The following is a 15,233-nucleotide window of genomic DNA, read 5'->3' as shown; positions in this document are numbered from 1 at the left end:
CGGGCGGGTCGCCGCAGCCTCGCACGGGCCGCGGTGAAAGGCGAGCGCGATGCGACCGGAACGCGGCCCCTGCCCTTAACCGCAAGCTCGAACGAATCGCCGCTCAGCACTGCTCGCGCATGAAGTCCACGAACACGCGCAGCTTGGTCGGCAACTGCTTGCGCGCCGGGTAATAGATATGGAACCCCGGGAACGCAGGCGTGTAGGCGTCGAGCACCTGCACCAGGCCGCCGCTGCGCAAGTCCTCGGCCACCATCGGTTCGAAGGCCTGCATCAGGCCGCAGCCGGCGCGGACCATGTTCAAGGCCAGAGTGCTGTCGTTGAAGATCAGCCGGCCGGCGACGTCGACCTCGTACTCGCGGCCGTCGCGGGTGAACTCCCAGGCCATCAGCCGGCCGCTGCCGGGCAGGCGATGGCGCAGGCATTCGTGATCGACCAGTTCCTCGGGTGTGCGCGGGCGCGGCCGCTGCTCGAAATAGGCCGGCGACCCGACCACGATCTGTCGCTGCGGGCCTCCGAGCGGCAGCGCGATCATGTCCTTGGCCAGGCATTCGCCGAGGCGGATGCCGGCGTCGAAACCGCCCGCGACCAGATCGGCGAGGGTGTCGTCGGCGAACACCTCGACCTGCATCTGCGGATAACGGGCGAGGAACGCCGGCAGGTTCGGTTCGAGCAACAGGCGCGCGGCGACGCGGCCGGTGTTGATGCGCAGGCGGCCGGTCGGGCGGTCGCGTACCGCGTTGAGGTCGTCGAAGGCGGCCTCGATCTGGGCCAGCCCCGGGCCGATCTGCTCGAGGAAACGCGCGCCGTGCTCGGTCAGGCCGACCCGACGGGTGGTGCGGTTGAGCAGGCGCACGCCGAGCTTGGCCTCCAGAGTGCGCACGGTTTGCGACAGTGCCGACGGCGACAACTCCAGCTCGGCCGCGGCACGGGTGAAGCTTTCGTGGTGGGCCACGCGGGCGAAGGCGATGACGGCGGGGAGCGGATGCGAGGCCATGCGGATCACCGTTGATTATGAAGCGATGCTTCAAGAGTCATTCGGATAATTCCTGTTTTTTCAGCAATCCGCCAGGCCTATGGTGTGTCGCATACCCCAGCCAACCTGGCCCGGCACGTCGACGCGGCCGCGCAGACGCGATGTCGGAGCTGGGCATCCTTCAGACCTCGTCGTGATCCGCGCTGAGCCTGGTGCATGTCCGCGCCGGCCGGTCCGCTCCAGTCGCTCCCCTCCCCCGTTCGCAGAGGACTCCGCATGAACGCTACCGCCATCCCGACCCGCCGCCTCGGCCGCAACGGCCCGGCCGTTTCCGCACTCGGCCTGGGCTGCATGGGCATGAGCTTCGCCTACGGCGATGCCGACGAGGGCGAATCGCTCGCCACCCTCGACCGCGCCCTCGAACTCGGCGTGACCCTGTTCGACACCGCCGACATGTACGGCCCCTACACCAACGAACGCCTGCTCGGTAAAGCGCTGCAGGGCCGCCGCGAGCAGGTGTTCCTGGCGACCAAGTTCGGCATCGTGTTCGATCCCGACCGCCCCGAACTGCGCGGCATCAACGGGCGCCCCGAATACGTGCGCAGTTCGATCGAAGGCAGCCTGCAGCGCCTGGGCACCGACCACGTCGACCTGTATTACCTGCACCGCATCGACGCCGACGTACCGATCGAGGACACGGTCGGCGCAATGGCCGAACTGGTGCAGCAGGGCAAGGTGCGTTACCTCGGCCTGTCGGAACCGTCGGCGCAAACCCTGCAGCGCGCGCACGCCGTGCACCCGATCACCGCCGTGCAGAGCGAATACTCGTTGTGGACGCGCGACCCCGAACACAACGACGTGCTCGCGACCTGCGAGCGCCTCGGCATCGGCTTCGTCCCGTACAGCCCGCTAGGCCGCGGCTTCCTGACCGGCAACATCACCAGCCCCGACGAGCTGCAGAGCGACGACTTCCGTCTGTCCACTCCGCGTTTCCAGGGCGACAACTTCGCCCGCAACCTGGAACTGGCCGCGCAAGTAAAGCGATTGGCCTCGGACAAAGGCTGCACGCCGGCACAACTGGCCCTGGCTTGGGTACTGGCGCAGGGCGAGCACATCGTGCCGATCCCCGGCACCAAGCGCCGCAAGTATCTGGAAGACAACCTCGGCGCCTTGCAGGTGGTGTTATCGCCCGACGAACTCACCGCGCTCGACACGGTGTTCCGGCCGGAGGCAGTCGCCGGCGACCGCTACACCGCGGTCGGCATGGCGCTGATAGGCCGCTGAGATTCGGGGCAAACGTTCGAAAGACGTTCGACGACGAGCGCATGATCCATCGCCCCCTTTGGAGAAGGAGGGCTTGCGCCCTTTGCGAGCGCGAGGTCCGAAACGGATTGCGGCGCGGGGGATTTGCTTGCCCGCGCAATCCGCGTTGAGAAGCAGAGCCAAGGCACCCCCCTACCCCCCTTTTCCAAAGGGGGGAACTGCAACGGCAACAGTATCGGTATCGGAGTGACGCTGTTGCCGGAGGCCGCGAAATCTCAGCGGTTGCGCAGCTGATCGCCCGAGGCGATCACCACTGGTAACGCACCGTCGCGGTCACCGTGCGCGGATAGCCGTAGTAGCACCACGTCGCGCTGTTGCAGACGCTGATGTATTGCTTGTCGGTGAGGTTGCTGGCGTTGAGCTGGAAGCGCCAGTTCTGCAGGTCGTAGCGCAGCGAGGCGTCGAACAAGGTATACGACGGCGTCTTCCACTGGTTGTAGAGGTCGCCGTAGTGCGCGCCGGTGTAACGCACGCCGGCGCCGACGCCCAGGCCCGACAGCGCACCGTAGGCTACGGTGTAGTCGGCGCCGAACGAAGCGACGTTGCGCGGTTGCAGGGCGATCTGCTTGCCGAGCGCGGCGGCGTCGTTGGTCCGCGTCACTTCGCTGTCGGTGTAGGTGTAGGCGCCGTACAGGCTCAGGCCGTTGCGCAGATTCCAGCGGCCTTCGAGTTCGGCGCCGCGCACCCGCGTGCGGCCCTGCTGCACCGAGAACAAGGTGTGGTTCGGGTCGACCGTCAGAGTGTTTTCCTGCTCGATTTCGTACGCCGCCAACGTCGCCAGCGCGCGGCCGCTCGCCGGCTGGAACTTCAACCCGGCCTCGATCTGTTCGCCGGTGGTCGGCTTGAACGATTGCCCGGCGAAATCGACGCCGACCGTCGGCTCGAACGATTGCGACCAGGCCAGGTACGGCGCCCAACCGGAATCGAACAGGTAGTTCACGCCCAGGCGGCCGGAAAAGCGGCTGTCGCTTTGGCGCTCGCGCGCGACCGGCGTGGCCAGCAACTGTTCGGTGCGGGTGCGCACGCGGTCCTGGCGCCCGGCGGCGGTGATCACCCAACGATCGATCTTGATCTGGTCCTGCAGGTACAGCCCGAGCTGCTGCTGGGTCTTGTCCTGGCGCGAGGTGTAGGCCGGTTTGACGATGGCGGCGCCGTAGACCGGATCGAAGATATCCAGCGAGGGCGCGCCGAAAGCGAACGCCGAGGCGTAGTCGCTGTTGAGCCGGCGATAGTCGACACCGGCGAGCACGGTATGGCGCCAGGCGCCGGCGTCGAGGTTCCACTGCAGGTTGTTGTCGACCGCGAACGAGGTCGACTCCTCTTCGAGCGGGAAGTAGTAACGCGTCAGCGTGCGTTGATCGGCCTGCAGGCCGAAGGCGCCGACGCCGGCATCGTGGTCGACTTCGACCTTGCCGTAGCGCAGGTTCTGGCGGAACTCGAGCGCGTCGCTGAAGCGGTGGCTGAATTCGTAACCGACCGAGGTCATGGTCTTGAGGTAGTCGTTCCAGCCCGGCTCGCCGGTGTAGCGATGGCTCGGGATCTTGCCGTTCGGGTTCGGCAGCAAGGTGCCGGCAGCCGGCAGGAAACCGCCGCCCTGGGCGGTGTCGGCCTTCTGGTAACGCGCCAGCCAGGTCAGCGAAGTCGCTTCGCTCGGTTTCCAGGTCAGCGCGGGAGCGAAGTAGTAGCGATCGTCGTGGACGTAGTCGACATGATTGTCGCTGTTGCGCGCCAGGCCGGTGAGCCGATAGGTCCAGCGGCCGCTGTCGCCGAGCGGCCCACCGAAATCGAACGCCGCCTGGCGCAGATCGTAATTGCCGATGGCGACTTCGACTTCGCGCAAAGGCTCGGCGACCGGGCGCTTGCTCACCATATTGATCAGGCCGCCCGGCGGCATCGCTCCGTACGACACCGACGACGGTCCCTTAAGAACCTCCAGGCGTTCCAGGCCGTAGGGCTCGATACGGGTGCCGCCGGTCCACACGCCGTCGGTCAAGGCCAGCCCGTCCATGTAGCGCGCCGGGCTGAAGCCGCGCACCAACAGCCAGTCGCTGCGAGTGTCCTGGCCGTAACCGCCGCCCTGCGCGCCGGCGGTGTACCAGACCGCTTCCTCGACCCCCCTGGATGCCGCGGTCGCGCATCTGCTGCGCGGTCACCACCGAGATCGACTGCGGCACCTCGATCAGCGAGGTGTCGGTCTTGGTCACGGTCTGGCTGCGCCGGGCGATCGGCGCGCGCACCTGCACCTCGTCGAGCGTGGTCGGGTCGTTCGCGTCGCCGGCTTCGACCGCGTGCGCGGCGAACGCGCCGAACAGCAGCGGCAGACCGAACAGCGCGAGGCGGATCGCGCGCGGCAGCGCGGGCGGGGTCGAAGCGGACGAGGACGGCATGGGCGGAGGCCTGCAGGAAGGAAGTCGGAGGCGATGCGAAAGCCCGCACCGATTGCTTGCGACGCGGGCGTCGGCCGGGCCGGGACAGGCTCGGAATGGCGCCTTCCTCAGTCACAAACAATAATCATTCTCATTCTACCGCGTCGTCGCGATCGCGCAATGCGGGGCGCGAGGACAGTGTCGAGCGCGCGCTCGCGGCCTTCCACTCGAGCCTTCGATCGACTCGCCAGCCTTCGCACGGGACTTGGCGCAGCCGTCGCGCGCAGGCAGGCTGCGGGTCTGCCCTTCGTCGTCGAGAGTTCCGATGCGCCTCGTTTCCCTGCGCGCCCTGCCGGTCGCGCTCGCCGCGGTCTGGTCCTGCCTGTCCGCACCCGCGGTGGCCGCTACCGTCGCGGACCCCGCGCAGGTCGCCGCGGCCGCGCAGCAGGTGCGCGACCAGGTCGTGGCCTGGCGCCGCGACATCCACCAGCACCCCGAGCTCGGCCAGCACGAGGTGCGCACCGCCAAGCTGGTCGCCGATCAGCTGCGCAAGCTCGGCCTGCAGCCACGTACCGGCATCGCCCACACCGGCGTGGTCGCCGTGCTCAAGGGCGGCAAGCCGGGGCCGCGCATCGCGATCCGCGCCGACATGGACGCGCTGCCGGTGACCGAGCCGGCCGGGCTGCCGTTCGCTTCGCAGGTCAAGGCCGACTACCGCGGCCAGCCGGTCGGAGTGATGCACGCCTGCGGCCACGACGCGCATGTCGCGATCCTGCTCGGCGTGGCGACCGCGTTGGCGGCGCAGAAAGAACAGTTGCCCGGCGAAGTGATGTTCGTGTTCCAACCGGCGGAAGAAGGCCCGCCGACGCCGGGCGCGCCGTTCGGTGCGGCGATGATGCTCAGCGAAGGCGTGTTCAAGGAGTTCAAACCCGAGGCCGTGTTCGGCCTGCACGTCTGGGCCGGCCTGAGCGTCGGCGAAGTCGGCTATCGCAGCGGGCCGATGCTCGCCAGCGCCGACGAATGGAGCCTGACCGTGCGCGGCAAGCAGACCCACGGCTCGCGTCCCTGGGACGGTGTCGACCCGATTACCGTCGGCGCGCAGATCCTGCTCGCCAGCCAGAGCCTGATCGCGCGCCAAGTGAATATCGCCGCGACCCCGGTGGTGCTGACCGCCGGCCAGTTCAACGCCGGCGTGCGCTTCAACATCATTCCCGACGAGGCCAAGTTGGTCGGCACCCTGCGTACCTTCGACGCGGCGGTGCGCGAGGACGTGATCGCGCGGCTGCGCCGCACCGCCGAGGACTATGCCCACGCCGCCGGCGCCAGCGCCGAGTTGCAGGTGGTCAACAACGCGCCGGCGACGATCAACGAGCCGGCCCTGACCCGGCGCGTGCTGCCGTCCTTGCAGCGCGCGGCCGGCGAGGCGCGGGTCAAGGAGTCGGCGATGGTGACCGTGGCCGAGGACTTCTCTCAGTTCGCCAATACCGTGCCGGGTTTCTATTTCTTCGTCGGCTCGACCGCGGCGGGCATCGACCCGGCCAAGGCGCCGATCAATCACTCGCCGCAGTTCCTGCTCGACGAGGGCGCGCTCGAGGTCGGCACGAAAGCGATGCTGCAGGTGGCGCTGGATTATCTGCACGGCGCTTAGCAGGCGCCTACGCTGCAAAGGGTAGGAGCGGCGCGAGCCGCGACCGCGGCATCGCAGCAACGACGCAGGTGTGGCTTCGCGGTCGCGGCTTGCGAGCGAAGGAAATCCTGTAGGACGTCGCCCCTACAGGAGCGCGCACCGCGATTCGATGAACACGGGGCGGGGCGAACCGAACCGACCAAGGTCGCGCAGCCCCGCCGGCGGGCATCGGCTAGGATCGGGACTTTCCTGCCGGAGTCCGTCGATGAAGCGTCCGCTGTCCGTCGCCTTGAGTTGCGTCCTGAGCTGCTCCGCCTTCGCCGCCCTCCCGCTCGCCGCCGCGGCGCAGTCCACCGCAGCATCGGCCGAACGCCCCGAGGTGAAAGCCGCCGCCGCGCAGGTCAAGGCCGACGTGGTCGCCTGGCGTCGCGACTTCCACCAGCACCCCGAACTGTCCAACCGCGAGGAGCGCACCGCGGCCAAGGTCGCCGAACACCTGCGCAAGCTCGGCCTCAAGCCGCGCACCGGTATCGCCCGCCACGGCGTGGTCGCGATCATCGAAGGCGGCAAGCCCGGGCCGAAGATCGCGCTGCGCGCCGACATGGACGCGTTGCCGGTCACCGAGCAGGTCGATCTGCCGTTCGCGTCCAAGGCCACGGCGAACTTCCGAGGCGAAACCGTCGGGGTGATGCACGCCTGCGGCCACGATGCCCATACCGGCATCCTGCTCGGCATCGCCGACGCCCTGGTCGCCATGAAGAAAGACCTGCCCGGCCAGGTGATGCTGGTGTTCCAGCCGGCCGAGGAAGGCGCGCCCGCCGATGAGGAAGGCGGCGCCTCGCTGATGCTCAAGGACGGGCTGTTCAAGGACTTCAAGCCCGAGGCCATGTTCGGCCTGCATGTGTTCTCCACCCTTGCGGCCGGCCAGCTCGGCGTACGCCAGGGGCCGCTGATGGCGGCGTCCGATCGGTTCACCATCAAGATCAAGGGCCGCCAGACCCACGGCTCGGCGCCCTGGGCGGGCGTCGACCCGATCGTCGCCGCCGCCGACGTGATCGGCAGCGCACAGACCATCGTCAGCCGCCGCACCAACATCGCCAAGCTGCCGGCGGTGGTGAGCTTCGGCGCGATCAAGGGCGGCATCCGCTACAACATCATTCCCGACGACGTCGAAATGATCGGCACCATCCGCACCTTCGACGAGGGCATGCGCCAGGCGATCTTCAAGGACCTCAAGAACGTCGCCGAGCACGTCGGCGCCGCCCACGGCGCCCACGCCGAGGCCACGGTGCCGGATCAGGACGGCAACCCGGTGACCTACAACGACCCGGCCCTGACCGCACGCATGCTGCCGAGCCTCAAGGCCGTGGCCGGCGACGCCAACGTGGTCGAGATGCCGCTGGTGATGGGCGCCGAGGACTTCTCGTACTACGCCAAGGAAGTCCCGGCGATGTTTTTCTTCGTCGGCGCGACCGCGCCGGGCGTCGACCCCGCCACCGCGCCGAGCAACCATTCGCCGAAGTTCAAGCTCGACGAGAGCTCGCTCGATGTCGGCCTACGGGCGATGCTGCAGGTGACGCTGGACTATCTGCATGGGCAGAAGGCGGCGGGGTAAGGGGCGACGAGACGGGCAAAGGCACCCCCTGCCGCTCTGTTCCAAAGGGGGAACAACCGAGGCAAGTCAGGGGAGCGCAACACCGAGGACTCGCCCGGCGTAACTCCTGCCCCCCTTTGACAAAGGGGGCAAGCGCCCGACACGGCACGAAGCCCGAAACGGTTACGGCGCGGGGGATTTGCTGTTCGCCGGCATGCACGCGACCAGCAAAGGCCCTCCCAGCCCCCCCTGCCAAAGGGAGGAACGGCTAGGCCGTGCCGAGATGGCTTGAGGTTGGCGACTGCGATCCGGCCCGACGGGGCCTACCCAGCGCCAGCGGCTAAAATGTCGCCATGACCACCCATGACCTCCCCCTCGGCCGCCACGTCGATTACCCGCGCGAGTACGACGCCTCGCTGCTGTTTCCGATCGCCCGTTCGCTCGGCCGCGCCCACATCGGCCTCGCCGACGACGCCCTGCCCTTCGTCGGCATCGACCGCTGGCACGCTTACGAGCTGAGCTGGCTCGACGCCCGCGGCAAGCCGCGAGTCGGCACCGCGACCTTGTCGGTGCCGGCGACTTCGCCACAGTTGATCGAGTCCAAATCGCTCAAGCTCTACCTCAACTCCTTCAACGCCACCCGCTTCGACGACGATGCCGTGGTCCTGGCGACCATCGCCCGCGATCTGTCGGCCGCCGCCGGCGCGCCGGTCGAGGTCGCATTCGGCCTGCCGCCGATCGACACGGCCGACGGCGTCGAGTCGATCGACGAGCTCGACGTCGCGATCGACGACTACGGCCCGCCGAACGCCGAGCACCTCGCCGCCGATGCCGGCGAGATCGTCGAGGAAACCCTCGGCAGCGCGCTGCTCAAGTCGAACTGCCCGGTCACCGGCCAGCCGGACTGGGCGCGGGTCGTCATCGCCTATCGCGGCCCTAAGCTCGATCGCGCCGGCCTGCTGCGCTATCTGGTCTCGTTTCGCGACCACGCCGAGTTCCACGAGCAATGCGTCGAACGCATTCATTCCGACCTCAGCCGCCGCTGCCAACCGCAATGGCTCTCGGTCGAGGCACGTTACACCCGCCGCGGCGGGTTGGACATCAACCCCTGGCGCGGCAGCCCGGGCCTGGCGCGTCCGAGCGTCGGCCGCGACGAACGCCAATGATCGCTGCAAGGCTGTGCCAGTAAGCACCGACCCTGGGCCGGGCGGTCCGCCGTGCTGAATCCGAGGAATCGGATTATTCAGTTTTGTAATGTGAGTTCACGCCGGCGCTATACATTTTTAACAAGCGGCATGTCATGTTGCGCTCGCCACTTCGGCAGGAGCCCTCAACCCATGACTACCCCGGACAAGAAAGCCGATTTTTCCGATGTGACCACCAACGTCGATACCACCGCGGAGAAAGTCGAGAAGGCCGACTTCTCCGACGTCACGGTGAATGTCGACACGACCGCGGAAAAAGTCGGCGAACAGACCTATACGGTCGAAAAGGGCGACACGCTCTCGCATATCGCCAAACAGTTCTACGGCAAGGCGAGCAAGTGGAACGCGATCTTCGAGGCCAATCGCGATCAGCTCGACGATCCCGACCAGATCCAGCCCGGCCAGATCCTCAAGATTCCGACCATCAACGACTGATCCGTCGACTGCGTTTCACCATCATCACCATCGTCTTTCCAGGAGATCCACCATGTTGATCCGCAATCGTACGCATTACGCCGTTGCCGCCGCCCTCGTGGCCGCGCTGGCCCTGGCCGGCTGCAAGAAGAAGGAAGAACCCGTCGCCCCCGCTCCGGCGCCGACCACGACCGAAACCCCGGCTCCGGCGCCGGTCGAACCCGCTCCGGCTCCGGCCGCGCTCAGCGTGGTGTCGGTGACCCTGGGCACCGTCGCCGGTCCGGACAAGAAGATCGCCACGCCGACCACCAGCTTCAAGCCGACCGACAAGATCGTCGCCTCGGTCGCCACCGACGGCACCGCCACCAACGCCGAAGTGGCCGCCAAGCTCGTCTATCAGGACGGCCAGACCGCCGGTGAGGAGAAGCAGACCCTCAACACCACCGGCGCCGAAACCACCAACTTCCAGTTCGCCAAGGCCTCGCCGTGGCCGGCCGGCAAGTACAAGGTCGAGATCACCGCCAACGGCGCTGTGGCCAACACCACCGAACTCGAAGTGAAGTAACCCTCTCTCTCCGCCTCATGGGCGGGCAAGCCCGGGCGCGGCTCACTGCCGCGCCCTTTTTTTGTCCGCGCGATTCGCGATCGCCGGGCGCCCGCACACGGCAACGAATGCCCCCATTGCCACGGGAGTTGCTCTTGCCTCGGCCGATTCCGCATCGGCGCAGTGATCGCCCTGCAACCGGGGCCGCGACTCAGCCCTGCGGAAACTCCCCGTCCACGTACAACCAGCGCCCCTCGACCCGGACGAAGCGGCTGAGCTCGTGCAGGCGCGCCGCCGAACCGCCGCCGACCCGGTAGCGGGCGACGAACTCGACCGTGGCCGCGTCCTCGCCGTCGCGGCGGTGCCGCTTCACGTCCAGGCCGAGCCAGCGCACCCCCGGCTCGAAATCGAGCTCGCTCGGGCAGGTGTCCGGCAGCCAGCTGGCACGCAGATACTCCAGGTCGCCCAGGGCGTAAGCGCTGTAGCGCGAGCGCATCAGGGTTTCGGCCGTGTCGGCCAGCGCGGCCCCGGCATGCAGCCGGCCGCAGCAGTCGGCATAGCGGCGCGAAGGGTCGCAGGGGCAGGCAGCGGGCAGGGCGATTCGAGCGGTCATGGCGATATTTTCGTCGCAAGCACGCCGCTGCGACTACCATGCGCCTCCTCTCCCCTGTCCCGAGCCCTGCCATGAAACCGCCTGCCTACCTCGACGACGAGCAGATCGAACGCCTGGCCGACCTGCTCGACCAGCGCGCCGTGCCCCACAAGGGCTTCAATCTGGAGGCGCTGGACGGCTTCCTGTCGGCCCTGGCGGTCAGCCCCGAACAGCCGCCGGCCGAGGAATGGCAGCCTGTGGTCTGGGGCGGCAAGGCCCCGCGCTGGAACGACCAGGCCGAGGCCGACGAGATCCAGGCTTTGCTGCTCGGCCACTGGAACATGGTCAGCTCGCGCGTCTGCCACGGCGACGACGACCTGCCCGACCATCTCGCGCCGCTGCTGTGGCTGCCGGAAGAGCCCGAAGCCGATGCTCCGGACGAACTCGACGTCGGCCGCGACTGGGCCTTCGGCTTCTTCCGCGGCGTCGAACTGCGCGAAGCGGCCTGGGACCAGTGGCTCGACGACAACGACTGGATGGACGAGATCTTCGGTCTGTTCGACCGTCTCGCCAGCGGCGAAGTGCTCGGCGAAGACCCGGCCGCGCCGCCGACCCCGATCAGCTACCGCGAACGCCTGGAGATCGTCGCCGGCCTGCCCGGCATGCTGGCCGACCTGCACCACCACCGCATCGAGGCCCTGACCCCGCGCGAACCCCTGCGCCGCGCCGAGACCCCGGACCGCAACGACCCCTGCTCCTGCGGCAGCGGCAAGAAGTACAAGAAGTGCTGCGGCGCTTGAGCCGCGCGCGCTGAAGCACGGCCACCGCTACGCCACGCGGCGCGGCGACCGGCCGCCCTCGCGGATCGCAATGCACCGGGGCCGCATCGACATCGTCGTTGCGGCCCCGGTTGGTTTCGCAGCCGCAGTCGCCTCGGCGCGAAACGAACTCGCCGTTGGCCAGCGCCTATTGCCGGCCACGCCGGGGCCGATGAGAAAATGGCGCCGATCCCATCGGTTCCGTTCGGCGATGTCGACCCACCCCTGCCTGCGCTGCGGCGCCTGCTGCGCCCACTTCCGCGTCGCCTTCCACTGGAGCGAGACCGACGCCCACCCGGACGGCCTCACCCCGACCGCCGCGACCGAACCGCTCGACCCGCACCGCGTGGTCATGCGCGGCACCCACGCCGGCCGCATCCATTGCCAGTCCCTGCGCGGCGCGGTCGGCGTCGACGCCCAATGCGGTATTTATCCGCTCCGCCCCTCGCCCTGCCGCGATCTGCATCCGGCTTGGGAGGACGGACGGCCGAGCCCCCAGTGCGACCGGGCGCGGGCGGCGTATGGCTTGCAGCCGCTATCGCCGCAGCACTGGTCGGCGAGCGTGCGTTCCAACGCTACGGACTAGACCGATCGCGCTCGGTCCGAGCCGTGCTCGGTCCGTTCCACGCTCTCAGCAAAGGCTCGCGGTAGTCGGCGTCTTTTTCGTTCCAATGGACATAACCATTGGGCAGGTCGATGTGGAAGAAGCTCTCGCAGTAATCCTCGTCGAGCGCGGCTTCGTCCTGATCGCGGCCGAAGATCTTGGCCCGGACCGCGTGGGTTTCGAGTTCGGTGTCTTCCTGCTGCAGTGCGATCAAGGTGTAGGACTCGCTCGCGGCGGCGACGCGGTCGAACGGCTCGATCGCGTACAGCTTCGCCAACGCGCCGATCAGACGGTCGCTGGCCGCCCCGATCGAAGACAACACCAGGCCTTCGCCGTAAACGTGCTCTTGCAGCAGGTTCATCTCGGCATCGAATCCCGGGCCGATCCGCTTCACCAGCCGCGCGTCCAACCCGACGACCTCGCCTTGGTGGAGCGCCGACATGCGGAAGTAGTAGTGATCCGCATCCGAGCGCAGGTGTTCGATCTTGAAGGTGCAGTCGACGAAACCGTCCTCGTCGACCTCGGCCAGTTCCGGCAGCGCCGAGTCGGTTTGCTCGGTTTGCATCGCAAGTCCTCTCCACGGTTAGAGCGGTCGACGACTCGGCCGCTGCAGCAATGAGCCGGGCCGGTCCAGAGCGGGCCCGGGATGCATCATTCCATAGCTCGTCGGCCTTATACCCGTCCGGTCTTTGCCTCGCCCCGTCCGAACCGCGACAATGGCGGGCCGGATCGCAGCCGCATCGCTTTCCGCAAGGACCCTGCTCCGCCCCGTGCGCCAGCGCACGGCGGCCCCACTGGAGATCGTAATGACCGAGTTCGTAGCGACGCCGCCCGCAGGCGGCGCCAAGATCACCAAGACCCCGACCGGCCTCAACGTGCCGGACCGCCCGATCATCCCGTTCATCGAAGGCGACGGCACCGGCCCGGACATCTGGCGCGCTTCGGTGCGCGTGCTCGACGCCGCCGTCGCCAAGGCCTATGGCGGCCAGAAGAAGATCGAGTGGGTCGAGGTCTTCGCCGGCGAGAAAGCCAACAACACCTACGGCACCTGGCTGCCGGAAGGCACCGTGCAGGCCTGCCGCGACTACCTGGTCAGCATCAAGGGTCCCCTGACCACACCGGTCGGCGGCGGCATCCGTTCGCTCAACGTCGCCCTGCGCCAGATGCTCGACCTGTACGTCTGCCTGCGCCCGGTGCGTTGGTTCGAAGGCGTGCCCTCGCCGGTCAAGAAGCCGGGCGACGTCGACATGGTGATCTTCCGCGAGAACACCGAGGACATCTACGCCGGCATCGAATGGGCCGGCGGCAGCGCCGACTCGCAGAAGGTGCTGGATTTCCTGCAGAAGGAATTCCCGCAGGCATTCGACAAGATCCGCTTCGGCACCGCCGAGAAGAACGCGGCGTGGCTCGGCGAACTGCAGGCCATCGGCGCTCCGGCGCGCGAGCTGCCGGTCGAAGTCGGCCTGGGCATCAAGCCGGTCAGCCGCCTCGGCACCGAGCGCCTCGTTCACAGCGCGATTTCCTACGCGATCGAGAACAAGCGCAAGTCGGTGACCCTGGTCCACAAGGGCAACATCATGAAGTACACCGAAGGTGGCTTCCGTGACTGGGGCTACCAGGTGGCGCGCGATTACTTCGGCGCGGTCGAACTCGACGGCGGCCCCTGGCACGTGATTCCGGAAGGCAAGCCGGGCGCGGGCCTGGTCATCAAGGACGCCATCGCCGACGCCTTCCTGCAGCAGATCCTGCTGCGTCCGAAGGAATACGACGTGTCGGCGACGCTGAACCTCAACGGCGACTACCTGTCCGACGCGCTCGCCGCGCAGGTCGGCGGCATCGGCATCGCGCCGGGCGCGAACATCAACTACGTGACCGGCCACGCCGTGTTCGAGGCGACCCACGGCACCGCGCCGAAGTACGCCGGCCTGGACAAGGTCAACCCGGGCTCGGTGATCCTGTCGGGCGAGATGATGCTGCGTTACCTGGGCTGGACCGAAGCGGCCGATGCGATCATCGCCGCGATGGACAAGGCGATCGCCAGCAAGCGCGTGACCTACGACTTCGCCCGTCTGATGGACGGCGCGACCGAGGTCAAGTGCTCGGAGTTCGCCGACGAGATCATCAAGCACCTGTAACCGGGTTGCCGACGACGATCGTACAAAGGGGCGCTTCGGCGCCCTTTTGTTTGGGCGGTGTCTGCACGTCGACCGTAGCTGCGTTGCTTCGATGTCGCGCCGGTTCCGGCGGTAGCCTCTTGCAGGAGCGACGCGAGTCGCGACCGCGCCGTCTCAATATCGCTCCGTTGCCTCCCGTAGCCTCCTGTAGGAGCGACGTAAGTCGCGACTGCGCCCTTCAATCTTGCGTCGGCACTTCCATGCCCTTGGGGTAGGAGCGGCGCGAGCCGCGACCGCGCTGCTTTCCGTCGCGACGTTTCTTACCGCAGAGCGATGAAGCGACATCAGTAGCAAAGCTTCCGTCCGCTAACCGCGACAGCGCTTTCTCAATTTTGCATCGGCACTTCCACTGCCCCGGGGTAGGAGCGGCGCGAGCCGCGACCGCGCTGCTTTCCGTAGTGACGTTTCTTACCGCAGAGCGATGAAGCGACATCAGTAGCAAAGCTTCCGTCCGCTAACGCGGCCGGGTTACTTTCTTTTGCTAAGCCCAAAAGTCCGTCTGGATTCCCTTCGGTCAAAGCTAACCAAAGAAAAGGGCTCTCCTTGCAAGGGCACAGGCCACGAGTTCGCGGCTAGCGCCGGGATTTTTCGATAGGACATCCTTGTCCTATCGAAAAACGGCGCACGTCCTGTGCGCCGCCCTCCGGGTCTCCAGGTGTTCTCGCAAACTCGTCGCTGCGCCAAGCTCTTCACAGCAACAGCAGCTAGAACAGCGACAACAAAGTTGCCGTTGCCGTTGCCGTTGCCGTTGCCGTAATGATTTTGTCGTTGCAGTGCGTCGCCTTGAACTAGCGAAGGCAACAGAAGACCCGGAGGGCGGCGCGCAGGGATGCGCGCCGTTTTTCATCGGGACAGGGATGTCCCGTATGAAAAATCACCGCGTATGCATCGCTCGTGCGGGCCGGTGATTCAAAGAAAAGCATTTTTTCTTTGGTTACCTTTCTTTTGTTGCTTATGACAAAAGAAAGTAACCCGCCGCTTTAGTGGCGGAAGCTT

Annotated in this window: 12 protein-coding genes and 1 pseudogene; 9 read left to right on the top strand and 4 right to left on the bottom strand. The window is 67.3% G+C overall.

Annotated features, from left to right (window positions below; all coding sequences use genetic code 11):
• Positions 1–103 precede the first annotated feature (103 nt).
• Positions 104–997 carry a LysR family transcriptional regulator gene (locus GLA29479_RS01310; protein ID WP_057970542.1) on the bottom strand — a complete coding sequence of 298 codons (894 nt, stop codon included), beginning with the start codon at positions 995–997 and terminating at the stop codon, positions 104–106.
• A gap of 270 nt (positions 998–1,267) precedes the next feature.
• Between GLA29479_RS01310 and GLA29479_RS01305 the strand changes: the two genes are divergently transcribed.
• A complete protein-coding gene (locus tag GLA29479_RS01305) occupies positions 1,268–2,260 on the top strand; it encodes an aldo/keto reductase (protein ID WP_144436725.1) in 993 nt (330 codons plus the stop codon).
• A gap of 286 nt (positions 2,261–2,546) precedes the next feature.
• Here the strand turns inward: GLA29479_RS01305 and GLA29479_RS01300 are convergent.
• Positions 2,547–4,361, bottom strand: a pseudogene (locus GLA29479_RS01300) (TonB-dependent siderophore receptor); the annotation flags it as partial.
• A gap of 629 nt (positions 4,362–4,990) precedes the next feature.
• Here GLA29479_RS01300 and GLA29479_RS01295 point away from each other — a divergent pair.
• From GLA29479_RS01295 to GLA29479_RS01275, 5 genes are all read left to right on the top strand, one after another.
• Positions 4,991–6,313 (top strand): amidohydrolase, encoded by a 1,323-nt coding sequence (locus tag GLA29479_RS01295; protein WP_082638188.1) that lies wholly within the window; start codon positions 4,991–4,993, stop codon positions 6,311–6,313.
• 244 nt (positions 6,314–6,557) lie between these two features.
• Positions 6,558–7,907, top strand: coding sequence for an amidohydrolase (locus GLA29479_RS01290; RefSeq protein WP_057970540.1), 1,350 nt, complete (start codon positions 6,558–6,560; stop codon positions 7,905–7,907).
• 332 nt (positions 7,908–8,239) lie between these two features.
• Positions 8,240–9,052 carry an NADPH-dependent 7-cyano-7-deazaguanine reductase QueF gene (gene queF, locus GLA29479_RS01285; protein WP_057970539.1) on the top strand — a complete coding sequence of 271 codons (813 nt, stop codon included), beginning with the start codon at positions 8,240–8,242 and terminating at the stop codon, positions 9,050–9,052.
• 171 nt (positions 9,053–9,223) lie between these two features.
• Positions 9,224–9,526, top strand: coding sequence for a LysM peptidoglycan-binding domain-containing protein (locus GLA29479_RS01280; RefSeq protein ID WP_057919781.1), 303 nt, complete (start codon positions 9,224–9,226; stop codon positions 9,524–9,526).
• Between the two features lie 52 nt (positions 9,527–9,578).
• Positions 9,579–10,070 (top strand): hypothetical protein, encoded by a 492-nt coding sequence (locus tag GLA29479_RS01275; RefSeq protein ID WP_057970538.1) that lies wholly within the window; start codon positions 9,579–9,581, stop codon positions 10,068–10,070.
• A 190-nt stretch (positions 10,071–10,260) separates the two neighbouring features.
• Here the strand turns inward: GLA29479_RS01275 and GLA29479_RS01270 are convergent, their stop codons facing one another.
• A complete protein-coding gene (locus GLA29479_RS01270) occupies positions 10,261–10,662 on the bottom strand; it encodes a YchJ family protein (protein ID WP_057919783.1) in 402 nt (133 codons plus the stop codon).
• A 71-nt stretch (positions 10,663–10,733) separates the two neighbouring features.
• On the opposite strand from GLA29479_RS01270, the gene GLA29479_RS01265 reads away from it, so the two are divergent.
• Positions 10,734–11,441 carry a UPF0149 family protein gene (locus GLA29479_RS01265; protein WP_057919784.1) on the top strand — a complete coding sequence of 236 codons (708 nt, stop codon included), beginning with the start codon at positions 10,734–10,736 and terminating at the stop codon, positions 11,439–11,441.
• Between the two features lie 229 nt (positions 11,442–11,670).
• Complete coding sequence (locus GLA29479_RS01260) at positions 11,671–12,045, top strand: YkgJ family cysteine cluster protein (protein ID WP_057970537.1); 375 nt, start codon at positions 11,671–11,673, stop codon at positions 12,043–12,045.
• On the opposite strand, the gene GLA29479_RS24175 is transcribed toward GLA29479_RS01260, so the two are convergent.
• Positions 12,035–12,628, bottom strand: coding sequence for a hypothetical protein (locus GLA29479_RS24175; RefSeq protein WP_144436282.1), 594 nt, complete (start codon positions 12,626–12,628; stop codon positions 12,035–12,037). The two genes, GLA29479_RS01260 and GLA29479_RS24175, sit on opposite strands and share 11 nt — an antisense overlap.
• Positions 12,629–12,869: 241 nt before the next feature.
• On the opposite strand from GLA29479_RS24175, the gene icd reads away from it, so the two are divergent.
• Positions 12,870–14,198 (top strand): isocitrate dehydrogenase (NADP(+)), encoded by a 1,329-nt coding sequence (gene icd, locus GLA29479_RS01250; protein WP_057919786.1) that lies wholly within the window; start codon positions 12,870–12,872, stop codon positions 14,196–14,198.
• Positions 14,199–15,233 lie beyond the last annotated feature (1,035 nt).

Origin of the sequence: Lysobacter antibioticus, assembly GCF_001442535.1 — a bacterium.
In the GTDB taxonomy this organism is placed as follows: Bacteria; Pseudomonadota; Gammaproteobacteria; order Xanthomonadales; family Xanthomonadaceae; genus Lysobacter; species Lysobacter antibioticus.
The sequence above is the reverse complement of the archived record's forward strand: the minus strand, read 5'-3'. Positions and strand labels throughout refer to the sequence as shown.

Coding starts and splice junctions, on each gene's coding strand:
- GLA29479_RS01310 (WP_057970542.1), bottom strand. CDS start 997: ATGGCCTCGCATCCGCTCCCCGCCGTCATCGCCTTCGCCCGCGTGGCC.
- GLA29479_RS01295 (WP_082638188.1), top strand. CDS start 4,991: ATGCGCCTCGTTTCCCTGCGCGCCCTGCCGGTCGCGCTCGCCGCGGTC.
- GLA29479_RS01290 (WP_057970540.1), top strand. CDS start 6,558: ATGAAGCGTCCGCTGTCCGTCGCCTTGAGTTGCGTCCTGAGCTGCTCC.
- queF (WP_057970539.1), top strand. CDS start 8,240: ATGACCACCCATGACCTCCCCCTCGGCCGCCACGTCGATTACCCGCGC.
- GLA29479_RS01280 (WP_057919781.1), top strand. CDS start 9,224: ATGACTACCCCGGACAAGAAAGCCGATTTTTCCGATGTGACCACCAAC.
- GLA29479_RS01275 (WP_057970538.1), top strand. CDS start 9,579: ATGTTGATCCGCAATCGTACGCATTACGCCGTTGCCGCCGCCCTCGTG.
- GLA29479_RS01270 (WP_057919783.1), bottom strand. CDS start 10,662: ATGACCGCTCGAATCGCCCTGCCCGCTGCCTGCCCCTGCGACCCTTCG.
- GLA29479_RS01265 (WP_057919784.1), top strand. CDS start 10,734: ATGAAACCGCCTGCCTACCTCGACGACGAGCAGATCGAACGCCTGGCC.
- GLA29479_RS01260 (WP_057970537.1), top strand. CDS start 11,671: ATGTCGACCCACCCCTGCCTGCGCTGCGGCGCCTGCTGCGCCCACTTC.
- GLA29479_RS24175 (WP_144436282.1), bottom strand. CDS start 12,628: ATGCAAACCGAGCAAACCGACTCGGCGCTGCCGGAACTGGCCGAGGTC.
- icd (WP_057919786.1), top strand. CDS start 12,870: ATGACCGAGTTCGTAGCGACGCCGCCCGCAGGCGGCGCCAAGATCACC.